General features: G+C 65.3%; 26 protein-coding genes. 8 read left to right on the plus strand and 18 right to left on the minus strand.

Annotated elements, in window-relative coordinates; all coding sequences use genetic code 11:
* Positions 1–4 precede the first annotated feature (4 nt).
* Positions 5–1,285, minus strand: a complete 1,281-nt coding sequence (locus AAG821_RS06115) for a GTP cyclohydrolase II (protein WP_341911881.1) — start codon at positions 1,283–1,285, stop codon at positions 5–7.
* Entirely contained in the window at positions 1,282–2,829 is a 1,548-nt protein-coding gene (locus tag AAG821_RS06120; RefSeq protein WP_341911883.1) for a carboxyl transferase domain-containing protein, read from the minus strand. The genes AAG821_RS06115 and AAG821_RS06120 overlap by 4 nt, the downstream gene beginning before the upstream one ends.
* A gap of 222 nt (positions 2,830–3,051) precedes the next feature.
* Here AAG821_RS06120 and AAG821_RS06125 point away from each other — a divergent pair, with 222 nt between their 5' ends.
* Positions 3,052–3,519, plus strand: a complete 468-nt coding sequence (locus AAG821_RS06125) for a carboxymuconolactone decarboxylase family protein (protein ID WP_341911885.1) — start codon at positions 3,052–3,054, stop codon at positions 3,517–3,519.
* A 6-nt stretch (positions 3,520–3,525) separates the two neighbouring features.
* On the opposite strand, the gene AAG821_RS06130 is transcribed toward AAG821_RS06125, so the two are convergent.
* The 7 genes from AAG821_RS06130 to AAG821_RS06160 all read right to left on the minus strand — a co-directional run bounded on the left by AAG821_RS06130 (position 3,526) and on the right by AAG821_RS06160 (position 9,473).
* The gene (locus AAG821_RS06130; RefSeq protein ID WP_341916231.1) at positions 3,526–3,948 is read right to left on the minus strand and encodes a PaaI family thioesterase; all 423 of its coding nucleotides are present in this window, start codon (positions 3,946–3,948) and stop codon (positions 3,526–3,528) included.
* Positions 3,945–4,535, minus strand: a complete 591-nt coding sequence (locus AAG821_RS06135) for a TetR/AcrR family transcriptional regulator (protein ID WP_341912726.1) — start codon at positions 4,533–4,535, stop codon at positions 3,945–3,947. Before AAG821_RS06135 ends, AAG821_RS06130 begins: the two co-directional genes overlap by 4 nt.
* Positions 4,536–4,613: 78 nt before the next feature.
* Positions 4,614–5,396 carry an SDR family oxidoreductase gene (locus tag AAG821_RS06140; RefSeq protein WP_341912728.1) on the minus strand — a complete coding sequence of 261 codons (783 nt, stop codon included), beginning with the start codon at positions 5,394–5,396 and terminating at the stop codon, positions 4,614–4,616.
* 51 nt (positions 5,397–5,447) lie between these two features.
* The gene (locus AAG821_RS06145) at positions 5,448–6,683 is read right to left on the minus strand and encodes a Zn-dependent hydrolase (RefSeq protein WP_341912729.1); all 1,236 of its coding nucleotides are present in this window, start codon (positions 6,681–6,683) and stop codon (positions 5,448–5,450) included.
* 114 nt (positions 6,684–6,797) lie between these two features.
* Entirely contained in the window at positions 6,798–7,922 is a 1,125-nt protein-coding gene (locus AAG821_RS06150) for a CaiB/BaiF CoA-transferase family protein (protein ID WP_341912731.1), read from the minus strand.
* Positions 7,919–8,320: a rhodanese-like domain-containing protein gene (locus tag AAG821_RS06155; protein WP_341912733.1), complete on the minus strand. Its 402-nt coding sequence runs from the start codon at positions 8,318–8,320 to the stop codon at positions 7,919–7,921. The genes AAG821_RS06150 and AAG821_RS06155 overlap by 4 nt, the downstream gene beginning before the upstream one ends.
* 34 nt (positions 8,321–8,354) lie before the next feature.
* On the minus strand, positions 8,355–9,473 hold the full coding sequence (locus tag AAG821_RS06160) for a hypothetical protein (protein ID WP_341916232.1): 1,119 nt from the start codon (positions 9,471–9,473) through the stop codon (positions 8,355–8,357).
* Positions 9,474–9,595: 122 nt separating this feature from the next.
* On the opposite strand from AAG821_RS06160, the gene AAG821_RS06165 reads away from it, so the two are divergent.
* Positions 9,596–10,471, plus strand: a complete 876-nt coding sequence (locus AAG821_RS06165) for a transglycosylase SLT domain-containing protein (RefSeq protein WP_341912737.1) — start codon at positions 9,596–9,598, stop codon at positions 10,469–10,471.
* Positions 10,472–10,484: 13 nt separating this feature from the next.
* Here the strand turns inward: AAG821_RS06165 and AAG821_RS06170 are convergent, their stop codons facing one another.
* Together AAG821_RS06170 and AAG821_RS06175 are read right to left on the minus strand one after the other, a co-directional pair.
* Positions 10,485–11,423: a 2-hydroxyacid dehydrogenase gene (locus tag AAG821_RS06170; protein ID WP_341912739.1), complete on the minus strand. Its 939-nt coding sequence runs from the start codon at positions 11,421–11,423 to the stop codon at positions 10,485–10,487.
* An 84-nt stretch (positions 11,424–11,507) separates the two neighbouring features.
* Positions 11,508–12,548: a glycosyltransferase family 1 protein gene (locus AAG821_RS06175; protein ID WP_341912741.1), complete on the minus strand. Its 1,041-nt coding sequence runs from the start codon at positions 12,546–12,548 to the stop codon at positions 11,508–11,510.
* Positions 12,549–12,756: 208 nt separating this feature from the next.
* On the opposite strand from AAG821_RS06175, the gene AAG821_RS06180 reads away from it, so the two are divergent.
* Genes AAG821_RS06180 through AAG821_RS06195 form a run of 4 tightly spaced genes read left to right on the plus strand, consistent with a single transcriptional unit; the run spans position 12,757 to position 16,609 of the window.
* The gene (locus AAG821_RS06180) at positions 12,757–13,869 is read left to right on the plus strand and encodes a polyamine ABC transporter substrate-binding protein (RefSeq protein WP_341912743.1); all 1,113 of its coding nucleotides are present in this window, start codon (positions 12,757–12,759) and stop codon (positions 13,867–13,869) included.
* Positions 13,870–13,872: 3 nt separating this feature from the next.
* Positions 13,873–14,958 carry an ABC transporter ATP-binding protein gene (locus AAG821_RS06185; RefSeq protein WP_341912745.1) on the plus strand — a complete coding sequence of 362 codons (1,086 nt, stop codon included), beginning with the start codon at positions 13,873–13,875 and terminating at the stop codon, positions 14,956–14,958.
* Complete coding sequence (locus AAG821_RS06190; RefSeq protein WP_341912747.1) at positions 14,955–15,818, plus strand: ABC transporter permease; 864 nt, start codon at positions 14,955–14,957, stop codon at positions 15,816–15,818. The genes AAG821_RS06185 and AAG821_RS06190 overlap by 4 nt, the downstream gene beginning before the upstream one ends.
* Positions 15,815–16,609 carry an ABC transporter permease gene (locus AAG821_RS06195; protein ID WP_341912749.1) on the plus strand — a complete coding sequence of 265 codons (795 nt, stop codon included), beginning with the start codon at positions 15,815–15,817 and terminating at the stop codon, positions 16,607–16,609. The genes AAG821_RS06190 and AAG821_RS06195 overlap by 4 nt, the downstream gene beginning before the upstream one ends.
* Here AAG821_RS06195 and cobD read toward each other — a convergent pair.
* Positions 16,606–17,649: a threonine-phosphate decarboxylase CobD gene (gene cobD, locus AAG821_RS06200; RefSeq protein ID WP_341912750.1), complete on the minus strand. Its 1,044-nt coding sequence runs from the start codon at positions 17,647–17,649 to the stop codon at positions 16,606–16,608. The genes AAG821_RS06195 and cobD overlap by 4 nt on opposite strands.
* Here cobD and cbiB point away from each other — a divergent pair.
* On the plus strand, positions 17,630–18,646 hold the full coding sequence (cbiB, locus tag AAG821_RS06205) for an adenosylcobinamide-phosphate synthase CbiB (RefSeq protein ID WP_341912752.1): 1,017 nt from the start codon (positions 17,630–17,632) through the stop codon (positions 18,644–18,646). The genes cobD and cbiB overlap by 20 nt on opposite strands.
* Here cbiB and AAG821_RS06210 read toward each other — a convergent pair.
* From AAG821_RS06210 to glmU, 6 genes are read right to left on the minus strand one after another with little or no spacing between them, the layout of a single operon-like run.
* Positions 18,630–20,090 carry a cobyric acid synthase gene (locus AAG821_RS06210; RefSeq protein ID WP_341912754.1) on the minus strand — a complete coding sequence of 487 codons (1,461 nt, stop codon included), beginning with the start codon at positions 20,088–20,090 and terminating at the stop codon, positions 18,630–18,632. The genes cbiB and AAG821_RS06210 overlap by 17 nt on opposite strands.
* 7 nt (positions 20,091–20,097) lie before the next feature.
* Complete coding sequence (gene cobU, locus AAG821_RS06215) at positions 20,098–20,631, minus strand: bifunctional adenosylcobinamide kinase/adenosylcobinamide-phosphate guanylyltransferase (protein ID WP_341912755.1); 534 nt, start codon at positions 20,629–20,631, stop codon at positions 20,098–20,100.
* On the minus strand, positions 20,628–21,983 hold the full coding sequence (gene gor, locus AAG821_RS06220) for a glutathione-disulfide reductase (protein ID WP_341912757.1): 1,356 nt from the start codon (positions 21,981–21,983) through the stop codon (positions 20,628–20,630). Before gor ends, cobU begins: the two co-directional genes overlap by 4 nt.
* On the minus strand, positions 21,970–22,575 hold the full coding sequence (locus AAG821_RS06225; protein ID WP_341912759.1) for a protein-tyrosine-phosphatase: 606 nt from the start codon (positions 22,573–22,575) through the stop codon (positions 21,970–21,972). Before AAG821_RS06225 ends, gor begins: the two co-directional genes overlap by 14 nt.
* A complete protein-coding gene (gene glmS / locus AAG821_RS06230; RefSeq protein ID WP_341912760.1) occupies positions 22,572–24,398 on the minus strand; it encodes a glutamine--fructose-6-phosphate transaminase (isomerizing) in 1,827 nt (608 codons plus the stop codon). Before glmS ends, AAG821_RS06225 begins: the two co-directional genes overlap by 4 nt.
* 11 nt (positions 24,399–24,409) lie before the next feature.
* Positions 24,410–25,777, minus strand: a complete 1,368-nt coding sequence (glmU, locus tag AAG821_RS06235) for a bifunctional UDP-N-acetylglucosamine diphosphorylase/glucosamine-1-phosphate N-acetyltransferase GlmU (protein WP_341912761.1) — start codon at positions 25,775–25,777, stop codon at positions 24,410–24,412.
* 128 nt (positions 25,778–25,905) lie between these two features.
* Between glmU and gph the strand changes: the two genes are divergently transcribed.
* Positions 25,906–26,574 carry a phosphoglycolate phosphatase gene (gene gph, locus AAG821_RS06240; RefSeq protein ID WP_341912762.1) on the plus strand — a complete coding sequence of 223 codons (669 nt, stop codon included), beginning with the start codon at positions 25,906–25,908 and terminating at the stop codon, positions 26,572–26,574.

Genomic DNA, 26,574 nt, shown 5'->3' on the forward strand with positions numbered 1-26,574 from the left:
CAACTTACTCCTCAAGACCGCGGCCCTTGGCCTTCTTCAACTCGTCCTCGTCCGGCACCTTGTCGGTGAAATAGCCGGCCGCCTTCTTGGCATCCATCTCGACCCGCGCATCAGCCGGGATCAGTTCGTCGGGGATCGGCACGCGCTCGACCACCTGGATGCCGCTGGCGACGATGGGTTCGAATTTCATGTTGCTCATCGACACCAGCCGGTCGATGCGGCTGATGCCGAGCCAGTGCAGCACATCGGGCATCAATTCCTGGAAGCGCATATCCTGCACGCCGGCAACACATTCGGTACGCTGGAAATAGGTCTCGGCGCGGTCACCCATCTCCTGGCGCTTGCGCGCGTTATAGACGAGGAACTTGGTCACTTCGCCCAGCGCCCGGCCTTCCTTGCGGTTATAGACGATGACGCCGACGCCGCCCTGCTGGGCTTCCTCGATGCAGACCTCGATGCCATGCGCCAGATACGGCCGGCAGGTGCAGATGTCGGACCCGAACACATCGGAGCCATTGCATTCGTCATGAATGCGGCAGGCGATCCGGGTCTGCGGCTTGCCCAGCTTCGACACATCGCCAAAGAGATACACCGTCATACCGCCGATCGGCGGCAGGAACACTTTCAGGTCGCTGCGGGTGACCAGCTCGGGGAACATGCCGCCGGTCTGCTCAAACAGGCCACGGCGCAGCTCGGTTTCGCTGATGTTGAAACGCCGGGCCACGCCGGGCAGCCACCACACCGGTTCGACCGCCACCTTGGTCACCTTCACATCGCCATTGGCCGCCAGGATGTTGCCATCCGGCTTCAGGCGGCCGGCGCGCATAGCGTCTTGCAGCTCCGGCATGTTGATATGCGCCTTGGTCACCGCAATCGTCGGCCGGATATCCCAGCCGGCCTTGATCTGCTCGGCGAAAACCTGGCTGGTGATATGCCCCCAGGGATCGAGCGACACGATCTTTTCCGGATCGGCCCATTGCGGGAACGGGCCCAGCGGTTCGGCCGGCGCGGTGTTGGTTAGGTCCGGCTTGTGCTCGGCCTTGAGCTGGCCAGAGGCAATTGCCAGCGCACGATAGAGCGAATAGGCGCCCGAATGGGTGCCGACAGCATTTTTGCCGCCGGGATTCTTCAGCGTCGCCACCACAGGCCCGCGCTGCATCGGATCGGCGGCGCCCCATTCCACCGGCAGCGGCTTGCTGCCCACGGAGGTGCTGGGATGCGAGGTCAGGACGATCGACTTCGGCGCCGGCTTCTTTTCGTTCGGGAGATTCGGAATGTCACTCATGGTCTGTACCCAAAGCTAGGAGGGCCCGCCTGACGCAGCGGGGCAGCAAGGTTGGCGAATTCACACAGCAGCTGACGCGTATCGCGCGGGTCGATCAGTTCCTCGACCAGGAAAGCCTCGGCAGTGCGGAACGGCGAACGCACGCGGTTGAGGCGCTCTTCGATATCTTTCAGCAGCGCGGCGGGATCATCGGCCTTTTCCAGATCGGCGCGATAGGCCGCCTCGATGCCGCCTTCCAGCGGCAGGCTGCCCCAGTCGCCGGACGGCCATGCATAACGATAGCGCAGCCGCGTGTGATTGGAATGGCCCGCACCCGCCACACCGAAGGCCTTGCGCATGATGATCGAGCACCAGGGCACGGTGGCCTGATACACGGCGGTGAGTGCCCGCGCACCGTGGCGGATGGTGCCGGTCTGCTCGGCCTCGGGACCGATCAGGAAACCGGGGATATCGACGAAATGCACCACCGGCAGATGGAAGGTCTCGGCCAGGTCGACAAAGCGCGTGATCTTGTGCGCCGCATCGGCGGTCCAGCCGCCGCCATAATGATAGGGATCGCTGGCCAGGATGGCGACCGGCCAGCCATCCAGCCGGGCCAGGCCGGTAATCACCGAGCGGCCATAGAGCCGGCCCATCTCCATGAAGCTGCCGGCATCCACCGTCATTTCAAGAATGTCGCGCGTCTTGTACACGCGGCGCCGGTCGCGCGGCACGATGGAAAGCAGCTTCTCCTCGCGGCGATTGGGATCGTCCTGTGGCGCGATGCGGGCCGGCAGGTCATAGACCGACTGCGGCAAATACGACAGGAACCGCCGCGCGGCGGCAAAGGCCTCTTCCTCGCTGGCCACCGCCAGGTCGATGGCACCGGCGCGTTCATGGATTTCCGTACCGCCGAGTTCTTCCTTGGTCATGGTCACGCCGGTGCGCGCCACGACAGGGGGCCCGGCGATGAACATCTGCGAGATGCCCTCCACCATCACCGAGAAATGGCTGCTGACCGTGCGCGCCGCGCCAAGCCCGGCCACCGAACCAAGAGCCAGCGCCACCACCGGCACGGTGCTCAGGTTCGCCACCACATGTTCCCAGCCTGGCATCAGCGGCACATAGGTGCGGCCTTCCATCTCCAGCGACTTGACCGATCCGCCGCCGCCGGTGCCGTCCACCAGCCGCACCATGGGGATGCGCAGCTCGCGGGCCATCTGCTCGGCATGCACCTGCTTCTGCCAGATCGCCGCATCGGCGGCGCCGCCGCGCACGGTGAAGTCGTCGCCGCCCACCACCATGGGTCGGTTGCCGATGCGGCCGCGGCCGAAAACGAAATTGGTCGGGCTGAACTCTTCCAGGCTGCCATCGGCGCCATAGCGCGCGCGGCCTGCGATGGCGCCAACCTCATGGAAGGACCCGGCGTCAAGCAGGCGGTCGATGCGCTCGCGCACCGTCAGCTTGCCACCGTCATGCTGGCGCTTGATCTTGTCGGCTCCGCCCATCTGGCGGGCCATCTCTTCGCGTCGCCGTAGTTCGGCGATCTCGGCTTCCCAGCTCATAAATCAGGCCTCTTGGCACTGGAAAGCGATGGAGTGTAACGCCGGGCCGGGCGCTTCACAACCACCCCGTGGGGCTGACCGCCCGTCGTCGCCAAACCTTAACGTCACGGAAAGCCTGCCCTTTCCGGCCGGCGCTGATTTTTCCACGCTGCCCTGTCACAAGCCGGATTGGCGGCCCGTCTATGCGTCGTAAGATTGATGGACAAACCCCAGGAGAGATCCATGCAACCCCGACTGACCAATCCCCACAAACTGGCGCCGGACGGCATCAAGGCGATGATGGCGCTGGAAGCCAGTATTGCCGCCAGTGGCCTGGAAGAAAACCTGCGCCACCTGGTGAAGCTGCGCGCCTCACAGATCAATGGCTGCGCCTTCTGCATCCACATGCATGCGACCGATGCGCGCAAGCATGGGGACAGCGAGATGCGCCTTTACATGCTGAATGCCTGGCGGGAGTCGACGCTTTACAGCGCGCGTGAACGCGCAGCACTCGCCTGGACCGAGGCGCTGACACTGGTGGCGCAGACCGGCGCGCCGGATGCCGATTACGACCTGGTGAAGGCGCAATTCACGGAAGCCGAACAGGTGCAGCTGACGCTGATGATCGGTGCGATCAATACCTGGAACCGGCTGCAGGTCGGCTTCCGTGCTGCCCATCCGGTGAGCGAGAAGGACAAGGCAGCAGCCTGACCTAGCCTAGACCCGGGCGATCGTCGCCAGTGCCGTGGCGACGATCTTCTCGGCGCCATCTTTCACCGCAAAGACATCGGCGCGCGTTACCACCTGGCGCCCGCCGGCCTTGATCACCGTGCCGATGGCGGTCAGTTCCTCGCCCACCGCCGGCGACAGCAGATTGAGCTTGTATTCCGACGTCACCACGTCGCCGACCACAGAGGCCGCTGCCCAGGAGCAAACCGTATCGGCCATGTAGCCGACGATGGCGCCATGGGCAAAGCCGTGATGCTGCGTCATCTCCTTGCGGATCGCGGCGGCAATGCGCACCCGGCCGGGATCGAAATCGAGCAACCTGGTGCCGACCCAGTTGGTGAAGGGGCTGAAGGCAATCGCCTGTTCCATCATCGCGCGGGTGAGCTGTACCTTGGCAACGGCGTCGTTCATGTGAGGGCCCTCTGCAGCAGTTTGCCGATGCGGCGCAGCGGCTCGGCGGAATGCTGGGTGCGCGCCAGCACGATGGCCCCTTCCAGCGAGGCCACGGCCCAGAGCGCCAGATCGCTGGCTTCCTTGGCCGGCTTGCCGTCGCGACGCAGCTGGTCGGCCAGCGCATCGGCCCAGGCCTGATAGCCGCGCTGGCAGGCGAGCCGCAGCGGTTCGACAAAGGCGCCGGTCTCGACCGCAACGATGGTGAGCGGCGAACCGTCCTTGCAGCCGGACTCCTCCATCCACACGGCGATCTGCGCGGCCAGCGCCCCGACAGCGGCGGCGGCCGAACCGGATCTGGCGATGGCCTCGGTCAGGGTTGCGAGAAAACGGCCCGCCGCCCAGTCCACGGCAGCCGCCGCAAGCTGCTCCTTGCCGGCGGGGAAGAAGTGATAGAGCGAGCCTTTCGGCGCACCGCTTTTCTCGACGATTTCATTCAGGCCGGTGCCAGCATAGCCGCGCCGCGACATCAGCTTCGCCGTCATCGACACGAAGCGCTCGCGGGTAGTGGCCGGCTTGCGCGCCGGCAGGGCAGTGGTCTTGGCCATGCCAAGATTATATAGACTGGTCTAGTGACTGCAAGGATAAAAAAGAAGGGGACCGAAGCCCCCTTCCCTGCGGAAAGCTCAGAAGCTGCCGGGATAGTTGCCGCCATCCAGCAACACATTCTGGCCAGTCATATAGGCCGCCTGCACCGAGCACAGGAAGGCGCAGACCTGGCCGAACTCTTCCGCCGTGCCGAAGCGGCCGGCCGGAATAGTGGCCGCCTGTTTGGCGAATTCGGCTTCCAGTTCGGCACCCTCCTTCTTGCTGGCGGCACCGATGGTGGTCTTCAGACGGTCGGTGAGGAAACGGCCGGGCAGCAGGTTGTTGATGGTGATGCCATCCTTGGCCACCTGCCGCGACAGGCCGGCAATGAAGCCATGCAGGCCCGAGCGTGCACCGTTGGACAGGCCGAGCACCGGGATCGGCGCCTTCACCGAACTGGAAGTGATGTTGACGATACGGCCAAACTTGCGCGCCGCCATCTTGTCGACCACCGCCTTGGCCAGCAGGATCGGTGTGATCATGTTGGCATCCAGCGCCTTGATCCAGTGTTCGCGGTCCCAGTCGCGGAAATCGCCCGGCGGCGGACCGCCAGCATTGTTCACCAGGATGTCGATCTCGCCGGCCGCGGCCAAGGCCTGCTCGCGGCCTTCCGCGGTGGTGATGTCGCCGGCCACCGTCTTCACGTTCACGCCCGGCGCGGCCTCGCGGATTTTCTTGGCGGCAGCTTCCAGAGTCTCGGCGCCGCGCGCCGTGATGGTGACATGCACGCCCTCTTTCGCCAGTGCCAGCGCGCTGCCGTAACCAAGCCCCTTGCTTGCCGCGCAAACCAGTGCGTTGCGGCCCTTGATGCCGAAATCCATGCTTGAACTCCCTAGACGCTTGAGTGATGTCCGGGGAGAGTCATAGCGCCATCAGGCGGCGTGTTCCAGCATCGCCCGCAGCAGCACATTGCAGCCCGCCGCCAGGTCGGCCGGCTTGGCATCTTCCACCTCGTTATGGCTGATGCCGTCGGCACAGGGGACGAAGACCATGCCGGTGGGCGCCACGCGGCTGATATAGCCGGCGTCATGGCCGGCGCCCGAGGTGATGTCGCGCCAGGCATAGCCGGACTCTTCCGCCGCCTTGCGCACGGCAGCGACGCAGTCCTTGTCATAGTGGGTGGCCGGCGAATGCCAGATTTCCTTGCATTCATATTGCAGCCCGAGCGCGCCGCAAATCTCGGCACAGGCGGCATGCAGCTCTTCGGTCATGACGGCAAGCTGGTCATCGAAGGGATGGCGCAGGTCGACACTGAAGAACACATTGCCCGGAATGGTGTTGCGTGAATTCGGCATCACCTTGACCAGTCCCACGGTGGTCACTGCCGGCGCGTGATCCAGCGCAATCTGGTGCACGCGCTCCACGATGCGTGCGCAGCCCAGCATGGCATCCTTGCGGCGGTTCATCGGCGTGGTGCCGGCATGGCTTTCCGCGCCGGTGATGGTGACCTCGAACCAGCGGATGCCCTGGATGCCCTGCACGACGCCGATGGTCTTGGCCTCGGCCTCCAGGATCGGCCCCTGCTCGATATGTGCCTCGAAGAAGGCTTTGAATTTACGGCCGCCCACTGGCTGGTCGCCGAAATAGCCAATGCGCTTCAGCTCTTCGCCGATGGTCTTGCCGTCCATGTCGGCACGGCTGAGGCCATAGTCCTCAGTGAAGACGCCGGCAAACACGCCGGATGCCACCATGGCCGGCGCGAAACGCGAGCCTTCCTCGTTGGTCCAGACCGAGACTTCCACCGGTGCCTCGGTTTCGAATTTGTGGTCGTTGAGGGTGCGGATCACTTCCAGGCCGGCCAGCACGCCATAAACGCCGTCGAACTTGCCGCCGGTCGGCTGCGTATCCAGATGACTGCCGGTCACCACCGGCGGCAGATCGTTATTCTTGCCCGGCCGACGCGCGAAGATATTGCCCATGCGGTCGATACTGATCGTGCAGCCGGCATCCTTGCACCACTGCACGAAGAGGTCGCGGCCCTGCTTGTCGAGATCGGTGAGCGCCAGACGCGCGCAGCCCCCCTTGGGCGTGGCGCCGATCTTGGCCATTTCCATCAGGCTGTCCCACAGACGGTCCTGGTTGACCCGGATGTTACGCACCTCGGCCATGCTCTTACTCCTTGCTGGATTTCAGAGCTTAGAAAATGCAAGGCGCATGCCGCAACCGGCAGCTATGGGATTTCCTCGACTCTTCGTACAGGAATGCCCAGAAAGCGCGCAGGACTACTCGGCTGCCGTCGCCTTTTTGGTCACGCCCCACTCCGCCACTGCCGCCTCACCGCCCTCGCCGCGCGCCGGCGGCTTACGGCGGATGGCGCCGGGTGTGCGCGAAAAGCGCGGTGCCGGCGCCGGCTGGGTGACGCCGTCGGGTGCGACAAAGGTTTCACGCGCCGCCATATGGTCGTGGTTTGGCGCCTCGTCGAGGCCGAGCACCGGCGCGAAGCAGATGTCGCTGCCCTCCATGATGGCGCACCACTCGGCGCGCGTCTTTGTCTTGAAGGTGGCGGCGATGGCGGCGCGCAGGCTGGCCCAGCGCTTGCGGTCATGCTGTTTCGGCAGCGTAGCAGTATCGAGGCCAAGCTTCTCGATCAGCTCCGCATAGAACTTGCCCTCAATAGACCCGATGGCAACAAAGCCGCCATCGGCACATTCGTAGGTGTCATACCATGGCGCGCCGGAATCCAGCATGTTGGCGCCACGCGTGTCGCTCCACAGGCCGGCGCCCTTCATGCCGTAGAACATGGTCATCAGCGAGGCGGCGCCATCCACCATGGCGGCATCGATCACCTGGCCCTGGCCGGACTGCTGCCGCTCGAACAGGGCAGCAAGCACGCCCATGGCGAGATAGAGCGAACCGCCGCCGAAATCGCCGACCAGATTGAGCGGCGGTACCGGACGGCCATCCTTGTGACCCATCGCATGCAGCGCGCCGGTCAGCGCGATATAGTTGATGTCATGGCCCGCCGCCATTGCCATCGGGCCCTGCTGGCCCCAGCCGGTCATGCGGCCATAGATCAGCTTCGGATTCTTCGCCTGCGCCACATCGGGGCCAAGACCCAGCCGCTCCATCACGCCGGGGCGGAAGCCTTCGATCAGCACATCGGCCTTGGCAATCAGGTCGAGTACCAGCGCGATGGCCTGCGGATTTTTCAGATCCAGCGCCAGCGAGCGCTTGCCGCGACCGAGCAGTTCGTATTTCGGCTCGATCGGCAGACCGAGATCGACATCGCCTTCGCGATCGATACGCAGCACATCGGCGCCCAGATCGGCCAGCAGCATGCCGCAGAAGGGCACCGGCCCGATGGCCGGCATCTCGATGACTTTCAGCCCACGGAGAGGTCCGCTCATTTCTTTTCCTTCGGCTTCCATTCGCTCACCGGCAGGCCGGCCTTCTTCCAGGCGCCGAACCCGCCTTCGATATGCGCGATCTTCTCCAGCCCCATATCCAGCGCCGTCTTGGTGGCGAGCGCGGAACGCAGGCCGCCGGCGCAGAAGAAGATGAACCGCTTGTCCTCGGCAAATACCGGCTTGTGATAGGGGCTTTCCGGATCGATCCAGAATTCCAGCATGCCGCGCGTAGCATGGAAGGCACCGGGGATCATGCCGTCGCGCTCCAGCTCGCGCGGGTCGCGGATATCGACGAACACGACATCCGGCTTGTTGTACTCTTCAGCCGCCTGTTCCGGCGTCAGCGTGACGATAGCCTGCATGGCCTCGTCGAGCATGGCCTTGTAGCCCTTGCGCATGGTTTCCTCCGCATACTGTGGCGGAGAGTATAGGTCAGTCGCGGAAACTGCGCCAAGCCTGCTCGAACCATGACAGCGACACCACCGGCAGCAGCACCGGCTGCCAGGTCCAGCCGGCTTCCGTTACGGCACTGCGCACGGCCAGCAGCAGCGCGTCGTCGGCCTCGATCAGCAGCGTGTTGTTATGCCAGCGCTTCGGCGGCGGCGGCGCGGCCCCCAGCCGTTCGGCCTCGCCGCTGCGGCCGACCAGCGGCAGGGCCTTCACCGTGTTGCGTTCGCGGTCGAACACCAGATCGAAACCGGTGAGCCAGTCGCGGCCGGCCAGCAGGCCGAGATCGCGGTGGCGCAGGTCGTCGCCGCGACCGGCGATGGTCATGCCGCCGGGCCGCAGGATGGTGGCCACACGCTGGCCGCCGGTATTCAGGCTGTTCAGGCGCGCGCGCAGCTCCGCCGTCGATACCGGCGTGCCCTCGCCCGGGCGCTGTGCCGTCAGTTCAAGACACCGGCCAGCGGCGAACAGCAGCAGGCCGAGCCAGAGCAGCACGATCAGCGCATGGCCGCCGCGGCTGTGCAGCAGGCGCAGCGGACCGGGAAAGCGCCGTGCACGCAGGGCCGGGACGGCATGGCGGCGGCGGGCCAGCGCCGCACTGTCAGCGCCGTAGAAGGCAAACAGCGTATCGCCGATCACCAGCCACTGGCCGCGTGCATAGCCACGGCTCTTTTCATTGGCACCGGCGGTCTGGAACGAGATACCGGCATCGGCATATTCCACGCCGGCCGCGGCGAAGCTGCCAAAGCGCTGCTCGGCCGCTGCTGCCGCGGCTTCAGGGGTGCGGAAGCGTGCGGCGATGCAGGCGGTGCCATCGTGGAAGCGCGCCAGCTCGGCGGCCTGTGCCTCCGGGAACAGCGGCCGCAGGTCGCGATACTCGCTGGCATGGCGGCCGAACACCGCCCAGGAATTCATGTAGCCGCCATAGCGGGTGGCGAGCGCGATGGTATCGATGCGCAGTCGCGAGGCGGCCCAACGGTCGAACAGCGCGTAAAAGCCGGCCGGCAGGCCGATTCCGCCGGCCAGCAGCAGCAGCAACGCCAGCCAGGGACCGTCCTTCGACCAGTCCAGCTGCGTCATCAGTCCCGCCCAGCCTTCAGCCATGCCGTTTGTTTGCCCGTAAATCCGTGCCGAAACAAGGGGATACCATAAGCTACCGATGTTAACTGAATCTTTCCCCTGGGCCGGTTAAAGGATATTTCGGCTCACATCAGGTATTCTGCCGCATGGCCCCCGTCACGCCGTTTCCACCGCCTTCTGCTAAAGCTGACAGCTATCGCGTCGGCGGCCATCAGGTCAGCTACGAGCTGCTCAGCACGCTGAAGCAGGCCAGCAGCCGCACCGGCGTCGATTTCGCCTATCTGGTCGCCCAGGCCGGGCAGGAAAGCGGCTTCAAGGCCGATGCCCAGGCCAAGACCAGCTCGGCACGCGGCCTGTTCCAGTTCATCGAAAGCACCTGGCTGGAAACCGTGCGCGATCATGGCGCCAAGCATGGCCTGGCCGAGCAGGCGCAGAAGATCGGTACCGGCAGCGACGGCAAGCCGCGCGTCAGCGACGCCGAAACGCGCCGCGATATCCTTTCCTTGCGCGACGATCCGCGCATCGCCTCGGCCATGGCCGCCGAGTATGCCCGCAGCAACCAGCAGATCCTGTCGCGCGAATTCGGCGTCGATGTGAAGAAGGTCGATCTCTATCTCGGCCATTTCCTCGGTGCCACAGGCGCCACCAAGTTCCTCACCGGCCTGAAGGACAATCCGGCGCAGAGCGCCGCCGCCTTGCTGCCCGATGCCGCCGCCACCAATCAGGGCGTCTTCTATACCCCCGACGGCAAGCCGCGCTCGCTGGGCGAGATCTATGCCTTCTTCAACACCAAGCTGGACAACAAGGCGGTCGGCCTCGACACCGTGCCGCTGGATGGCCAGGCCACGGCACTGGCCACGGCCCAGTCCTACGGCAATTCAGCCGTACAGGCGCAGATGGACGAGCAGCGCCGCTTCATCGACCAGAACATGAAGATGATGGCGATGGAAATGCTGCACAAGATCATGCTCGGCAACAAAAACCGGCTGATGGCCCTGGGCAAGCCCGACAGCGAAAGCTGATCCCTCCGCCGCCTCACACCACCTTGGTCAGCACCGGCTTGCCGGCGAACCAGGCTTCCAGATTCTTCAGCATCAGGTCGCCCATCGCCTGCCGCGTTTCATGGGTGCCGGAACCGACATGCGGCGCCAACGCCACATTGTCCAGGTTCCACAATGCTTCAGGCACATTCGGCTCGTTCTCGAAAACATCGAGGCCGGCACCGGCGATCTTGCCGTCCACCAGCGCCTGCACCAGCGCGGATTCCACCACCACGCTGCCGCGCGCGATATTGACCACATAGCCTTTGGGGCCCAGTGCCGCGATCACCGCGGCATTGACGATCTGGTGCGTCTCCTTGCCGCCGGGGCAGGAGATCATCAGGATATCGACATCCTTTGCCATGGCGACGAGATTGTCGTAATAGCGCCAGGCCAGATCGGCTTTCTTGCGCGGGCCGAAATAGCGGATCTCCATGCCGAAGGCCTCGGCGCGCTTGGCAATCGCCTGGCCGATGCGGCCGGCACCGACGATGCCCATGATCTTGCCGCCCAGCTTGTCGGTCAGGGGGAACTTGTCCTTCGGCCAGCGGCCCTCACGCACGAACTGATGCGCCTGCGGCAGCCGGCGCAGCATCCCCAGCGTCAGCCCCATCGCCGTATCGGCGACACATTCGGTCAGCACATCGGGCGTATTGGTGACGGTGACCTTGCGCTCCTGGGCGCAGGCAATATCGATGGAGTCATAACCGACGCCGAAGCTGGAAATGATCTCCAGCTTGGGCAGCGCCTCGATCAGGTCGCGCTTGGCGCCGGCAGCGCCGGAGGTGGCCATGCCGCGCACGCGCGGGCCGATCTCTTTCAGTAGCGCCGCCTTGTCCTTGGCTTCCCACAGCTTGTGCACGGTATAGCTGCTGTCCAGCACCTGCTGGATGGCCGGCGGCATGGCGGTGGTCTGTACGATCTCGGCGCCCATTCGGGTTTCCTCCAACTCATATATGAGTTGCAAACCCTAGCGGGGGGACGCCGCCCCCCGCAAGCCGCAGGACCACTGAACCAATCAGGCCGCCTTCGGTGCCGTCGCAGCCTGTGCCAGCGGCTGGCGCAGCGGCGCCAGGTTGCGCAGGAACTGGTCGGTGCAGGCCTCCCAGGAATACTGCAGGGCCAGGTCGCGGCAGGCTTCGGCCGATTTGCCCAAAGCCCCGCGGATGGCAACGGCCAGATCCGCATCCAGATGGCCGACTTCGGGATGCGGACCGACGATGTCGATCGGACCGGTCACCGGATAGGCGGCGACCGGCACACCGGATGCCAGTGCCTCCAGCAGCACCAGGCCAAACGTGTCGGTCAGGCTGGGGAAGACGAACACATCGGCGGCGGAGAAATAGCTGGCGAGATGGCCGTTCTCGAGATAGCCGGCAAACACCGCTTCAGGATACTTGGCGCGATAGCCTTCCAGATCGGGGCCGATGCCGACCACCAGCTTGGTGCCATCGAGTTTCAGCTTGAGGAAGGCCTCGATATTCTTGTCGACCACGACGCGGCCGGCATAGAGATAGATCGGCCGCGGCAGGTCGAGAATGTCCTTCGGCCGCGGCTTGAACCGCTCCACATCGACGCCGCGCGACCAGGTGCGCAGGTTCTTGAAGCCATGCTCGGTCAGGCTTTTCGCCAAGCTGTCGGTCGCCACCATGACGCCGGCGCCACCATTATGGAACCAGCGCATGAAGGCATAGCTCCAGCTGAGCGGCAGGCCGCTGCGCTCATGCACATATTCGGGAAATTTGGTGTGATAGGCGGTGGTGAAGATCAGGCCGTTGCGCTTGCAGTATTTGCGCGCCGCCATGCCCAGCGGACCCTCGGTGGCGATATGGATCGCATCGGGAGCGAAGCTCTCGATCATCCGCACCAGCTTGCGGTAAGGCAGGATCGCCAGCTCGATTTCCGGATAGGTCGGGCACGGGATGCGGCGGAACTCACCGGGCCCGATCACCTCGACCACATGGCCGCGCTTTTCCAGCACCTCCCGGGTCTTGGTCAGGGTCCGCACCACGCCGTTGACCTGCGGGTGCCATGCATCGGAAACGATCAGGATACGCATGCCGGTTCTTCCTCCCTGGCCCCGCCGGGGGCCGAATCACCGAGTCCCGATTTCATCGCGATTCGGTGACGGGGCGATGACAGGCTGGGGATAAGTCGGAGACAGAGATGAAGCTTCCATGACAATCCACAGCTGTGGACCATCCCATCGACGGCGTTGCCGGGCAAATCGCGGATTGTCATAATCCGGCAACCCACTGGAGACTCGCATGCGCCTGACCCGCCTCCCCCTGCTCGCCCCCATGCTGTTCGCCGCCCTGCTGGCCAGCCTCACCCTCGGGGCGCCGGCCCAGGCCCAGCCCAAGGTGGTCAACGTCTACAACTGGTCGGACTATATCGACCCGCAGGTGCTGAAGGATTTCGAAGCCGAGACCGGCATCAAGGTGCGTTACGACGTCTATGACTCCAACGACACGCTGGAAGCCAAGCTGCTGGCCGGCAAGAGCGGTTATGACGTGGTGGTGCCGACGCAATACTACATGGCGCGCCAGGTACAGGCGAAACTGCTGCGTCCGCTCGACAAGGCCAAGCTGCCGAATTTCAAGAACCTCGATCCGGCGCTGATGGAACGGCTGGCGAAATACGACCCCAATAACCAGCATGCCGCGATCTACCTCTGGGGCACCAGCGGCATTGGGCTCAACCCCGACAAGATCAGGCAGCGCATGGCCAATCCGCCGGCCTATTCGCTGAAGATGCTGTTCGATCCCGAGCTGGCGGCGAAATTCGCTGATTGCGGCATCGTCATGCTGGATGCACCGGATGAAATCATTCCGGCGGCGCTGAAATATCTTGGCCTCGATCCCAACGCCAAGGATGCCGCCAGCATTGCCAAGGCCGAAGCCGTGCTGATGAAGGTGCGCCCCTTCATCCGCAAGTTCCACTCCTCGCAATACATCAACGATCTCGCCAATGGCGATGCCTGCCTGGCCTATGGCTTCTCGGGCGATATCCTGCAGGCCCGCACCCGCGCCGAAGAGGCGAAAAAAGGCGTGCGCGTGCAGTATCTGCTGCCCCGCGAAGGCGCCCAGCAGTGGTTCGACGTGATGGTGATCCCGGCCGATGCGCCCAATGCCGACAATGCGCATGTCTTCATCAACTACATCCTGCAGCCCAAGGTGATCGCCAAGATCACCAACAACGTGCAGTATCCCAATGCGGTGCCGGACTCGCTGACGCTGGTCTCGAAAGAGGCCATGGCAGACAAGGATGTGTTCCCCGGTGCCGAGACGATCAAGACCCTCTACACCGTGATCCCGTCCAACCAGGCCGAGCAGCGCCTGCTCACCCGCGCCTGGACCCGCATCAAGGGCGGCAACTAGATCGTGCCATTGCTTCAGCTTGCCGGCGTCAGCAAATCCTATGGCGCCGAACCCGCGGTAGACTCGCTCGACCTCAGTGTCGAGGAGGGCGAATCCCTAGTGTTGCTCGGCCCCTCGGGCTGCGGCAAGTCCACGTTGCTGCGCATGATCGCCGGGCTGGAAGCGCCGGACAGCGGCACGATCCTGCTCGATGGCCGCGACATCACCGCTCTGCCGGCGCATCAGCGGCCGGTCAACATGATGTTCCAGTCCTATGCGCTGTTCCCGCATTTGAATGTGCGCGACAACATCGCCTTTGGCCTGCGCCGCGAAGGGCTGGCGGCGGCCGAGATCGCCACCCGCACCAGCGAGGCGATGGCGATGCTGGAGATCACCGCCTTCGCCACCCGCAAGCCGCACCAGTTGTCGGGCGGCCAGCAGCAGCGCGTGGCCCTGGCGCGCGCGCTGGTGAAGCGTCCCCGCATGCTGCTGCTGGACGAGCCGCTCGGCGCGCTGGACAAGCGGCTGCGCCAGCAGACCCAGGCCGAGTTGCGCAAGCTGAACCGGCAGACCGGCATCACCTTCGTCTTCGTCACCCACGACAACGACGAAGCGATGGCGCTGGCCGACCGCATCGCCGTGATGCAGCACGGCCGTTTCCGCCAGATCGACGCGCCGCGCCGCATCTACGACCGGCCGATCGACCGTTTCGTCGCCAACCTGATGTGCGACACCAACCTGTTCAACGCCGCCGTCGAAAGCGGCAGCGGTGGCCTGGTGGCGGCGCGTAGCGGCACCCTGCTGCTGCATTACAGCGCCGATACCGACCGCCCCACCCGAAACGGCCGGCAGGAACTGGCGCTGCGGCTGGAGCAGATCGAGATTTCGCGCGACCCGCTGCCGCCTGCCCCCAACACGGCCTGCGGCATCATCACCGATATCGACTATATCGGCGACATGACCGGGATTGCCGTGCGGCTGGATGACGGCCAGATCCTGAAAGCCTCGCAGCTCAACGCCCTGCATGAACCGCTGCTGGAACTCGACCAGCAGGTCTGGCTCACCTGGGACGCGGATGCGCTGGTGCCGCTGCGGGCCGAAGCGACATGACGATGCGGCGCATGGGCCTGCTCTCCCTGCCGTTACTGTGGGCGGCGGTGTTCGTCGTGGTGCCGCTGCTGCTGATCCTCAAGATCAGCTTTGCCGAACCGCTGCTGGCCCAGCCGCCATTCACCCCGCTGTTCGACAATGGCGCGATGATGGCGCAGACCGGCAACTATGCCCTGCTGATGGAAGACGGCCTCTATGCCCGCGCCCTGGGCAACAGCCTGCTGTTCGCCGGGCTGGCGACGCTATGCTGCCTGGTGCTCGGCCTCGCCATTGCGCGGGCGGTGACGCAGGCACCGAAGGGCTGGCAGCCCGTGCTGCTTACCCTCATCATCCTGCCCTTCTGGACCTCGTTCCTGATCCGCGTCTATGCCTGGATCGCACTGCTCAAACCCGAGGGCTTGATCAATGCCGCCCTGCTCGGCCTCGGCGTGATCGATACGCCGCTGGTGCTGGTGAATACCGGTTTCGGCGTGGTGCTGGGCATGACCTACAGCTACCTGCCGTTTGCCATCCTGCCGATCTATGCCAGCCTGGCCGGCCAGTCGCCCAAGCTCACCGAGGCCGCCATCGATCTCGGCGCCACGCCGCTGCAGGCCTTCTGGCTGGTCACCATCCCGCTGGCCCGCCCCGGCATCCTCGCGGCCGGCCTGATGGTGTTCATCCCGATGGTCGGCGAATTCGTCATCCCTGACCTGCTCGGCGGTTCGGCCACCGTGATGCTGGGCCAGACGCTATGGACCGAATTCTTCTCCAACCGCGACTGGCCGATGGCCAGCGCCCTGGCCGTGCTGCTGACGCTGCTGCTGTTGCTGCCGGCGATGGCGCTGCAGCGGCTTGAACTGGGCAAGGCCAGCCGATGAACAGGTTGAGCCGCCTCAATCTCGCAGCGCTGGCCGTTGGCCTCGCCTTCCTCTACCTGCCGATCCTGCTGGTGGTGGTGTTCTCGTTCAACGCCTCCAAGCTGGTCACCGTCTGGGGCGGCTTTTCGCTGCACTGGTATGGCGTGCTGTTTTCCAGTCCGGCCTATCTCGAAGCCGCGCTGCATTCGCTGCAGATCGGCGCCGTCGCGGCAACACTGGCAACACTGCTGGGAACACTCGGCGCGCTGGCGCTCACCCGGCTGGGCCGCTTTCCCGGCCGGCAGGTGTTTGCCGGCCTGATGCTGGCGCCGATGGTGTTGCCGGAAGTGATCCTCGGCGTCGCCACTTTGCTGCTGTTCGTGTCACTGGATATCGAACGCGGACTGACCACGGTGATGCTCGCCCATGCCACCTTCGGTGCCGCCTTCGTGCTGGTGATCGTGCAGGCCAAGCTGGTCAGCATCGACCCCGATCTCGAAGCCGCTGCGCGCGACCTCGGTGCCGGCCCGGTGCAGGCCTTCCTGCTGGTCACCGTGCCAGCGCTGGCGCCGGCGCTGGTCTCGGGCTGGCTGCTGGCGTTTACGCTGTCATTGGACGACGTGGTGCTGGCCTCGTTCGTCAACGGCCCCGGCGCCACTACATTACCGGTGCGGGTCTACAGCGCGGTGCGGCTCGGCGTCTCGCCTGAGATCAATGCGATCTCCACGCTGCTGATTGCGCTGGTCAGTGTTTTCGTCATCGCCGCCAGCCTGCTGTACAAGCGCACGCTGCTCCGCAATCAGGCCAGCTAGAGGCTGAAACCCTTCAGCACCAGATCGAGGCGGCGCCAGAATTCCGCTTCATCGGCCGGCAGGCCGAAACGCATCCACTGCGGCTGCGCCTCGAAAATCCGCGTGTGAATCCCCTGCCCGCGCAGGGCCAGGGCGAAACCCGCCGCATCATTGATCTTGGCCAGCCGGAACAGCGGTGTACCGCCCAGCACATGGATGCCGCGGTCGCGCATCGCCTGATCGAACCGCCGGCTGCGCACCCGCAGCTCATCGCGCATCGCGGTTTGCCACGCAGTGTCTCTGAGCGCTGCCGTACCGATCTCCAGCGCCGGGCCATTCACCGCCCAGGGCCCGAGCGCCGCGGCGATCGCATCGGTCAGCGCCGGCGGCCCCAGCACGAAACCCAGCCGCAGGCCGGCAAGACCGAAAAACTTTCCGAAGCTGCGCAGGATCACCAGGCCGGGTTTGCCGGCATCCATGTCCAGCGATGCTTCCGGCACCACATCGGCAAAGGCTTCGTCCAGGATCAGCCAGCCGCCGCGAGTGCTCAGTTCGGCATGCCAGCGCCGCAGCAGCGGCAGGCCCAGCGTGCGGCCATCGGGATTGTTGGGATTGACCGCCAGCAGCACATCGATGCCATTCAGGTTGCCCGGCAGGCTGTCGAGTTCCGTGACATCGTGGCCGGCAGCGCGCCAGACATGGGCATGTTCGGCATAGGTCGGGCCCAGGATGGTGATACGGCTTTTGGCTGAGAGGCGCGGCAGCAGCTGGATCGCCGCCTGGGTGCCGGGCACGGCCACGATGCCGGCCTCGACCGGTGCACCATAGGCCTGTCGCGCGGCCTCCAACAGCATCGCCAGTTCCTCGGCGCCCGGCAGGCGCGTCCAGGCCTCGGCCGTCAGCGGCGGTACCGGATAGGCCACCGGGTTGATGCCGGTGCTGAGATCGAGCCAGTCGCCGGCATATGCGGCCCGCAGGCCGCTGAGATCGCCGCCATGCGCAACCGTCTGCACTGGTTGACGAACCGGCGCTGCCGCCGCCATGGTGGAATCCTGTTTCATCGGTGGCGATCTTACGGTGTACCCGGCTGCGATCAACCTCTGGCTCCTTGTTGTCGCGCTTGGCGTGGAGGCCGCGCTCGGCTGGCCGCAGCCGCTGTTTCGCGCCATTCGCCATCCCGTGGTGTGGATCGGCGCGCTGATCGGCGTGCTGGAGCGGCATCTGAACCGGCCGGCTTGGCGCGGCTGGCAGCGCCGGCTGGGCGGCATCATCGGCCTGATCGTGCTGCTGGTGGCGGTCTGGTATGCCGCCAGCCTGATCCGCAGCGTCATTCATGCCCTGTTGCCCGGCGATGGCTGGATCGTGGAGGCCGTGCTGGCCGCCAGCCTGCTGGCCCAGCGCAGCCTCTGGGACCACGTGATCGCCGTGGCGCGCGGCCTGGAACAGGGTGGACTCGATGGCGGCCGCGCGGCGGTCTCCATGATTGTCGGCCGCGATCCGCAAAGCCTGGATGAGCCAGGCATCTGCCGCGCCGCCATCGAAAGCCTGGCGGAGAATTTTTCCGATGGCGTGGTGGCCCCGGCTTTCTGGCTGGCCATCGGCGGCCTGCCCGGCATCGCGCTCTACAAGGCGATCAACACCGCCGACAGCATGATCGGCCACAAGAGCGAGCGGCACCGCGATTACGGCTGGGCGGCGGCGCGGCTGGATGATCTGGTCAACCTGCCGGCCTCGCGGCTGTCGGCCCTGCTGCTGGTGCTGGCGGCAGCAGTCCTGCCGGGCGCTTCGGCCGGCACTGCCTTCGCCTCCGTCGAACGCGATGCCGGCAGGCATCGCTCGCCCAATGCCGGCTGGCCCGAAGCCGCCATGGCCGGCGCGCTGGGCCTGAAGCTCGCCGGGCCGCGCCGTTATGCCGAGGGCTGGGTCGAGGATCACTGGATGGGCGATGGCAGCAGTGAAGCAACGGCCAGCGATATCCGCCGCGCGCTGAAGCTCTATGCCGTCGCCGGGCTGCTGCTGTTCGGCACCGCGCTGCTGGCGGCTATCGCGCTGCCTTGATCAGGGCTTCCATGTCGAGATACCGCTCGATGCCATCAGCCAGGGCATCCAGTGCATTGTCCACCCCGGCCTCGTAGCTGCCGGCGGCGATATCGCGGCCACTCAGGTTCGACAGGAATGCCGCCCGAAATGCATCGGCGCTGAACAGGCCATGCAGGTAGCAGCCGGCCACACGGCCATCGGCCGATACCGCGCCGTCATGGCGGCTCTGCAGGCGCAGGAAGGGGCGCGCCGCGTCAGCACCGGCGGTGCTGCCGACATGCATCTCGTAACCCTGCACCAGCTCGCCGGTGAAGCGCTCGAAGCCCTGCACCTGGGTCAGGGTCTTGGCTTTGGTCAGCACGGTATCCACCGCCAGCAGGCCAAGCCCCTCGACCGCTTCGGCCGGACCCTCGATGCCGTTGGGATCGCTGATACTGCGCCCCAGCATCTGGTAGCCGCCGCAGATGCCCAGCACGCGGCCACCGCGGCGCAGATGCGCCGCCAGATCGACATCCCAGCCCTGCGCGCGGAAAAATTTCAGATCGGCGATGGTGGCTTTCGAGCCCGGCAGGATCACCAGCGCCGCTTCGGCCGGCAGCGGCTGGCCCGGATTGACGAAGACCAGCCGCACGCTGGCATCCTGCCGCAGCGGATCGAAATCGTCGAAATTGGCGATATGGGCCAGCCGCGGGATGGCGATGACGATCTCGCCGCTGCTGCTGTTGGGCTTGTCCAGCCCGAGAGCATCCTCCGCCGGCAGGCGGGCCACCTCGGGCAGATGCGGCAGCACGCCGAAACTCTGCCAGCCGGTGCGCTGGGTGATGATCTTCAGGCCGTCATCGAACAGCGATGCATCGCCGCGGAATTTGTTGATCACATAGCCGGCCACCATCGCCAGCTCTTCCGGCTCCAGCAGGGCGGCCGTGCCGACCAGCGAAGCGATCACCCCGCCGCGGTCGATATCGCCCACCAGCACCACCGGCACAGCGGCGCGGGTGGCAAAGCCCATATTGGCAATGTCGTTGGCGCGCAGGTTGATTTCGGCCGGCGAGCCCGCGCCCTCGACGATGACGAAATCCGCATCGGCTTTCAGCTTGCCGAAGCTTTCGGCCACGAAGGGCCACAGCTCGGCCTTCTTCGCCAGATAGCCGCGCGCATCCGACTGCGCATAGATTTTGCCCTGCACCACGATCTGGCTAGTGCGGTCGCCCTGCGGCTTCAGCAGCACGGGATTCATATGCACGCTGGTCGGCACATTAGCGGCGCGCGCCTGCAGGGCCTGGGCGCGGCCGATCTCGCCGCCATCGGCAGTGACGGCGGCATTGTTCGACATGTTCTGCGGCTTGAATGGCAGCACGCGGTGGCCGCGCCGCACCAGCGCGCGGATCACGCCGGCGCAGAGGACCGACTTGCCGACATCGGAGCCGGTGCCCTGGAACATCAGGCTGCGCGCTTGCTTCATGCGGCGCTTACTTCAGCACAAGCGGCAGGCCCGCAGCCATGAAAATCGCGTGATCGGCAGCCGCCGCCACCGCCTGGTTGAGCCGGCCCTGGGCATCGCGGAAATCGCGCGCCAGCTTGTTGTCGGGCACGATGCCCAGCCCCACTTCATTCGACACCAGCAGGACGGGGAACCTGGCGGCGTTCAGCGCGGTCAGCAGGCCTGCGGTCTCGGCGGCCAGGTCGCGCCCGGCATGCATGAGATTCGACAGCCACAGCGTCAGGCAGTCGACCAGCACCGCGCCGGTTTCAGGCGGCAAGGCCTGCAGCACTTCGGCCACGGCCACCGGCGCTTCGATATTGTGCCAGCGGTCATTGCGGCGCGCCTTGTGCTCGGCGATGCGCGTCCGCATCTCGTCATCCCAGGCTTCGGCGGTGGCGATATAGACCAGCCGGCCATCCCGCTTTTGCGCCAGCTGTTCCGCCAACCGCGACTTGCCCGAACGCGCGCCACCCAGGATCAAGGTGATCCGGGCATCCGCGCGCGGCTGCGCCTGCGTCAAGCTTTGACCTTCTCGCGCATGGTGACGAATTCCTCCGCCGCCGTCGGATGGATGCCCACTGTGGCATCGAAATCGGCCTTCGTCGCACCGGCCTTGATGGCGATGGCAATGCCCTGCAGGATTTCGCCGGCTTCTGCTCCAACCATATGGGCGCCGACCACGCGGTCGGTTTTCGCATCCACCACCAGCTTCATCATCACGCGCTCCTGCCCGCCCGATACGGTGGCGCGCAGCGGCTTGAAGCTGGTGCGGTAGATATCGACCTCGCCATACTTTTTGCGTGCATCCGCCTCGCTCAGGCCCACGGTGCCGACCGGCGGCTGGCTGAACACGGCCGCCGGCACATCCGCATGATCGGGCGAGCGCGGCTTGTTGCCGAACACGGTATCGGCGAAGCAATGGCCTTCGCGGATCGCGACAGGTGTGAGATTGATGCGGTTGGTCACATCGCCCACCGCGTAGATATTCTCCACGCTGGTGCGCGAATACTCATTCACCACCACGGCGCCGGCGGCATCGGTTTTGACGCCGACTGCTTCAAGGCCCAGACCGTCGGTATTCGGTTTGCGGCCGGTCGCCGCCATCACGGCATCGACCTCCAGGGTCGAGCCATCGGTCAGATGCAGCAGCAGCGCCGCACCTTTTTTCTCGACCTTGGTCACATCGGTCTTCAGCTTGAGGTCGATGCCGGTCTTGACCAGTTCGCCGGCCAGATGGTTGCGGATATCGTCATCGAAGCCGCGCAGAATCTGCTCGCCGCGATAGAGCACGGTCACGGCCGAACCAAAGCCGTTGAAGATGCCGGCGAATTCCAGCGCGATATAGCCGCCGCCGAGAATGGCGATGCGCTTCGGCTGCTCCTTGAGATGGAACACCTCGTTCGAGGTGAGCATCAGCTCGGCGCCGGGAATAGCCGGCTTGACCGGATGGCCGCCGCTGGCGATCAGAATCTTGTCGGCCGTCACGGTCTTATCGTTGATCAAGACGGTATGCGCGTCTTTCAGCGTCGCGCGACCGTCGAAGGTCTTGGCGCCGGCATTCTCGAACAGGCCACGATAGATCTTTTCCAGGCGGCCGATCTCGATGTCCTTGGCGGCAATCATCTTCGCCCAGTCGAAGCTGGGCTCACCCAGCGTCCAGCCGAAGCCGGCGGCCTCTTCAAAGGCATGGGCATATTCCGAGCCGTAGACCAGCAGCTTCTTCGGCACGCAGCCGCGGATCACGCAGGTGCCGCCATAGCGGTATTCCTCGGCCACGCCGACCTTCGCGCCATACCCCCCCGAAATACGGCCGGCGCGCACGCCGCCCGAGCCGCCGCCGATTACAAAGAGGTCGAAATCATACGGGCTCATTCGGGTCGGATCCTTCCGCAGCATATTCCGCAGGCAATTCATGCCCACGACCGACGCTGGAGATCAAGGTCCGGACCTCGGGATGGCGATGGGCCACGGCAATGTGGTGCAGCCGGAGCGCTTCGACAAGCGTGCCGCCCAGGTTCAGCAGGCGGTCGGCATGGCCGATCATCACCGAATTGGGCCAGGCCTTGGGGCGAATATCGCCCAGGGCGGCAAAGATATCGGCCGCCCGGCCCGGATTGCGCTGGGCCATCAGGGCGACGGCCGAAGCCGTCGAGCGCGACACGCCGGCATAGCAATGCACCAGCAGATGGCGCACCGGCTGGGCCGCCAGCCTCTCACCCACCTTCAGGATGGCGGCCATGTCATGCTCCGTCGGCATGCTGCGACCATCCTGCTCGGTCACGATATCGTAGAAGCGGAATTCGTCGCGCAGGGCCTTGGGATGATGCACATAGCCATCAGGTTCCGGCGTACCGGGATCGAGGATGCCCAGAATATGCGTCACGTCGCCGGCGAACTGCTCCAGTTCGGCGACACCACAGATGCTCACCTTGAACGGCAGCAGGCCGCGCTCGACAACACTCATTCTACGGTCACCGACTTGGCGAGGTTGCGCGGCTGGTCCACATCGGTGCCCTTCAGCACGGCGACATGATAGGCCAGCAGCTGGACCGGGATGGCATAGAGGATCGGCGCCACGAAGGGCTCCACCTGCGGCAGCACGACGGTGGCAAAGGTGCGCTCGTCCACATGCGCCAGCCCCGCCTTGTCCGACATGAAGATCACCTTGCCGCCCCGCGCCATCACCTCCTGCATGTTGGAGATGGTTTTCTCGAACAGGCTGTCGCTCGGCGCGATCACGATCACCGGCACCTGTTCGTCGATCAGCGCAATCGGCCCATGCTTCAGCTCGCCGGCGGCATAGCCTTCGGCATGGATATAGGAGATTTCCTTCAGTTTGAGCGCGCCTTCCAGCGCCAGCGGGAAGCACGGACCGCGGCCGATATACAGCACGTCGCGCGCATCCATGATCTTCTCGGCGAGTGCCTGCAATTCCTCGTCATGGTTGAGCACTTCGGCGGCATGCGCCGGCACCTCGATCAGAGCCGCCATCAGCCGCGCGCTTTCCTCTTCGCTCAGGGCCTTGCGCGCGCGCGCCACCGCCAGGCTGAACGCCGCCAGCGTCACCAGCTGGCAGGTAAACGCCTTGGTGGAGGCGACGCCGATCTCAGGGCCCGCCTTGGTCGGCAGCACGCCATCGGCCTCGCGCGCCATGCTGCTCTGCGGCACGTTGACAATCGCCAGCGTGCGGCCGCCATTGGCCTTCACATAGCGCATGGCCGCCAGCGTATCGGCGGTCTCGCCCGACTGCGAGATGAAGATGGAGAGGCCGTTGGGATCGACCGGCGCCTCGCGATAGCGGAATTCCGACGCCACATCGACCTCGACGCCGATGCGGGCATAGCGTTCGAGCCAGTATTTCGCCACCAGGCCCGAGTAATACGAGGTGCCGCAGGCGACGATGGTGATGCGGCTGAACTTGGCGAGATCGATTCCCAGGTCGGGCAGATGCACCCAGCGATCGGTCGGGCTGACCACGGTGTTGATGGTATCGCCCATCACCGCCGGCTGCTCGTAGATTTCCTTCAGCATGTAGTGGCGGTAGTTGCCCTTGCCGATCATCGCACCGCTGATCGCCGTCGGCCGCACGATACGCTCCACCGCCTTGTTCTCGGCATCGTAGAACTGCGCGGAACCGCGGCTCAGCACCACCCAGTCGCCCTCTTCCAGATAGGCGATCCGGTCGGTCAGCGGCGCCAGCGACAGCGCATCCGAGCCCAGATACATCTCGCCATTGCCGAACCCGACTGCCAGCGGCACGTTGCGGCGGGCGCCGATCAGCAGGTCATCCTTGCCATGGAACAGGATGGCGAGCGCAAAGGCGCCGCGCAGACGGCCCAGCGTCTGCTTCACGGCTTCTTCCGGCCCAAGCCCCTCGATCAGGCACTGGTCGATCAGCCGCAGCGCCACTTCGGTATCGGTCTGGCTCTGGAATGTATGGCCCTTGGCGATCAGCTCGTCGCCCAACTCGCGGTAATTCTCGATGATGCCGTTATGCACCAGCGCGACGCGCTCGGTGGCATGCGGATGCGCATTGGCCTCGTTGGGCACGCCATGGGTGGCCCAACGCGTATGGGCGATGCCGATCAGGCCCTGCAGCGGCTGTTCCTGCAGGCGCGCTTCCAGGTTGACCAACTTGCCTTCGGCGCGGCGCCGCTGGATGGTGCCGTCTTTCACCAGCGTCGCCACGCCGGCGGAATCATAGCCGCGATATTCCAGCCGCTTCAAGCCATCGACCAGCAATGGCACCACATCGCGCGTTCCGATCACGCCGACAATTCCACACATACGCGATACTCCTACTTCTTATTGCGGGCGGCGGTCTTGCGCCGGCGGAACACGGCGGCGACGCCGGGCTTGTCTTCCTGGCGGCCGCGCGCGACGCTGAGCGCATCGGCCGGCACGTCGCGGGTGATCACGCTGCCCGCCGCCACCATGGCGCCATCGCCGATCTTCACCGGGGCGACGAGGGCTGAATTCGAGCCGATGAAGGCGCCCGCGCCGATATCGGTGTGATGCTTGTCGAAGCCGTCGTAATTGCAGGTGATGGTGCCGGCGCCGATATTGGCCTTCGCGCCCACGCGGGCATCGCCGATATAGGTCAGGTGATTGACCTTGGCGCCCGGCTCGATGCTGGCATTCTTCACCTCGACGAAATTGCCGATATGGGCGCCCTCGGCGATCGTCGCGCCGGGCCGCAGCCGCGCGAACGGGCCGATCGTGGCGCCTTTGGCAATCGTCGCGCCCTCAATATGGCTGTGGCTGCGGATCACCACATCGTCGGCCACGCTCACCTTCGGGCCGAACACCACGAAGGGCTCGATGGTAACATCGCGGCCCAGCTTTGTATCGCTGCGCAGATACACCGTCTCCGGCGCCGTCATGGTGACGCCGGCAGCCATCGCGGCGGCGCGCAGGCGCTGCTGCATCGCCGCTTCGGCAATGCTGAGTTCACCGCGCGTGTTGATGCCCATCACCTCGACCGGATCGGCCTCGACCACGCGGCAGGTCCAGCCTTTGGCATTGGCATGCTCGACCGTATCGGTGAGCAGGAATTCGCCCTGCGGGTTTTTGTCAGAGAGTTTTTTCAGCAGCACCGGCAGTCGTGCGCCATCGAAGGCCATCAGCCCGGCATTGCACAGGCGCACCGCACGTTCATCGGCGCTGGCATTCTTGAATTCGACAATCTTCTGCAGCGCGCCTGTCTTGGCATTGACGATCAGGCGGCCATAGGCGGCCGGATCGACCGGGCGGAAGCCGACGATCACCGCGGCCGGATCGGCTTTGGCGCGGCGGGCGGCGAGCAGGCTTTTCAGCAGATCGGCGGTCAGCAGCGGCGTATCGCCATACAGCACCAGCACGTCGCCGCTGAATCCCTTCAGCGCCGGCAATGCTGCCATCACCGCATGACCGGTGCCGCGCGCCGGATGCTGGATCGCCACCGTCGCCGGCGCCACAGCAGCAGCGACATCGTGCTGGCCCTTGCCGGTCACCACCACGACGCGGTCGGGCCGCAGCGCGGCGGCCGCGTTCAGCACATGGCGCAGCATCGCCTGCCCCGCCACCGGGTGCAGCACCTTGGGCAGTGTCGACTTCATCCGCGTGCCCTGGCCGGCGGCCAGAATCACCACGGCCAATGCTCGCGTCTTGGATGGCCGTTTCGCCATGCTTCGGTTCCGTGTACAAAAAACCCGATTCGCCGCATTTACGCGGGCGGACAGTGTCATAGCCGTGATAGGCAACGGAAATCAAATCGTCTTTCCGTCTGTTTCAGGGTCTTTCGAATTGTAACACCATGACTCGCAAGGCAATTCTCTTCGATCTCGATGGCACTCTGGTGGATACGGCGCCCGATCTGGCGGCTGCCACCGATTATGCGCTGGACCGCGCCGGCCGGCCGGCCATCGGCCTGGATGCGGTGCGCAGCATGGTGGGCGATGGCGCGCGCGCCCTGCTGGAAAAAGGGTTCCGGGCCAGCGGCGGCATGCCGGAGCCGGACCTGTTTGAAACGGCGTTCAATGATTTCCTGATCTATTACGGTCGCCATCTGGCCAGCACCAGCCGGCCGTTTCCCGGCGTGGTCAGCTGTCTGGCTGCGCTGGCCGAGCGCGACTATGCGCTGGCGGTCTGCACCAACAAGCCGGAAGGGCTGAGCCGCAGCCTGCTCGACCAGCTTGGCCTCAGCGATTTCTTCGGTGCCGTGGTCGGCGGCGACAGCCTGGCCATGCGCAAGCCCGACCCCGGCCATCTCCATGGCACACTGGAACGGCTCGGGCCGGCATTCGACTGGGCCGCCATGGTGGGCGATTCCGCCAATGACGTGAATGCGGCGAAAGCCGCCGGCCTGCCCTGCGTGGTGGTCAGCTTCGGTTATACCCAGATCGCGCCGCACCAGCTGGGCGGCGATCGCCTAATCGACCATTTCGCCGACCTGCCCGCAGCCATCACCGCACTGGGTGGTTGA

It is taken from the genome of Ferrovibrio terrae, from assembly GCF_943372915.1.
Classification (GTDB): Bacteria; Pseudomonadota; Alphaproteobacteria; order Ferrovibrionales; family Ferrovibrionaceae; genus Ferrovibrio; species Ferrovibrio terrae_A.